Source organism: Alkalibacterium kapii (assembly GCF_007988865.1).
Taxonomy (GTDB): Bacteria; Bacillota; Bacilli; order Lactobacillales; family Carnobacteriaceae_A; genus Alkalibacterium; species Alkalibacterium kapii.
In genome coordinates, this window is sequence record NZ_BJUY01000053.1 from 1 (window position 1) to 1,559 (window position 1,559).

General features: G+C 39.8%; 1 pseudogene. It reads left to right on the forward strand.

Annotated elements, in window-relative coordinates:
- The first annotated feature begins 2 nt into the window (after positions 1 to 2).
- Positions 3 to 1,516 (forward strand): annotated as a pseudogene (locus AKA01nite_RS09200) (IS3 family transposase).
- Positions 1,517 to 1,559 lie beyond the last annotated feature (43 nt).

The following is a 1,559-nucleotide window of genomic DNA, read 5'->3' on the forward strand; positions in this document are numbered from 1 at the left end:
CGATACTGGAAGAAAGATGTTCAATTAATTCTCTAATAAAGAATGAAGGGATAAGTAAATCGGCGCTTAAAAGCTGGATTAGGAAATATAATGCCAACGGCATTGAAGGGTTAAAAGAATCCAGAGGGTGGAAAGTCTATTCGGATGAAGTGAAAACAAAAGCAGTTGAACACTACCTAAATACATCTGCGGGATTAGAATCGACTTGTGATACGTTCAACATCTCGTCCAGTTCGGTTTTAAGAAAATGGATTAAGCTTTATACTAGTGGAAAGGGATTTAAATCTACTAGTAGAGGAAGTCAGAAAATGAATACAGGGCGCAAAACAACATGGAAAGAACGAATTGAGATTGCACAATTCACCATTGCAAATGATCAGAATTATCATAAAGCCGAAGCAGAATATAATGTTTCGTATCAACAAGTCTATCAATGGGTACGCAAGTACAATAATGGTGGACCAGAAGCACTTAAAGACCGCCGTGGGCGTTCTTTAGAATCAAAGGAAACATTGACTGAAGAAGAAGAACTTCAGCTTGAGGTGAAAAGATTAAAACAGAGAAATGAGTATTTGGAAGCGGAGAACGGTTTGATAAAAAAGTTAAAAGTTATCGAAAGGAGGAATCGGCGCGGTTAGGATCCTGCCTGAACGAGTTTCAGGCTATCTATGAATATAATAAAGAAACGGATGTTTCTATTCTTATGCTCTGTAACATCATAGACGTCTCTCGATCCGGCTACTATAAATGGTTGAACCATACTCCTTCTCGGTGGGAAGAGGAAACGGAACGATTGATGTCGTGGATAAAAGAACGTTTTTATCACTATAACGGCATCTTTGGATATCGTCGCCTCACAATCGATTTAAATCGTGCCTCGAAGACCAAGCGGTACAATAAGAAACGTGTACGTCGCCTCATGATTCAAATGGGATTAAAGTCTTATATTCGACGTTCTAACGGATACTGCACACGAACCAGCTACAAAAATATCGAAGAGAATCATCTGAACCGTGAATTTGAAGCTGATAAACCTAACGAGAAGTGGGTCACAGACATCACCCATCTCCATTATGGTGACGGCCAAAAAGCCTATCTTAGTGCCATTAAAGACCTGTATGACGGATCGATCATTGCCTATAAACTCAGAAAACATAATGATAATCCTCTGGTCATGGCCACATTAAAAGATGCATTAGAAACTAATCCAAATGCCACTCCGCTTTTACACAGCGACCGAGGGTCGCAGTATACCTCAAAAACGTATCGTCAGCTTACAACAGAAGCTGGGATAACACGCAGTATGTCGCGTGTTGGTAAATGTATTGACAACGGACCGATGGAGAGCTTTTTTGGTCATTTCAAGTGTGAATCTTACAAACTGAAACACTATTCAACCTATAAGGAACTTGAAAGAGATATACAGAAGTACATGAAGTTTTACAACTACGAACGATTTCAGGAGACAAGAAACAGCCTGACACCAATGGAATATCGGTATCAGGCTGCGGCATAGAGTTTTTTATTTTTTCACTGTCTACTTGACAGGGTGCAGTTCA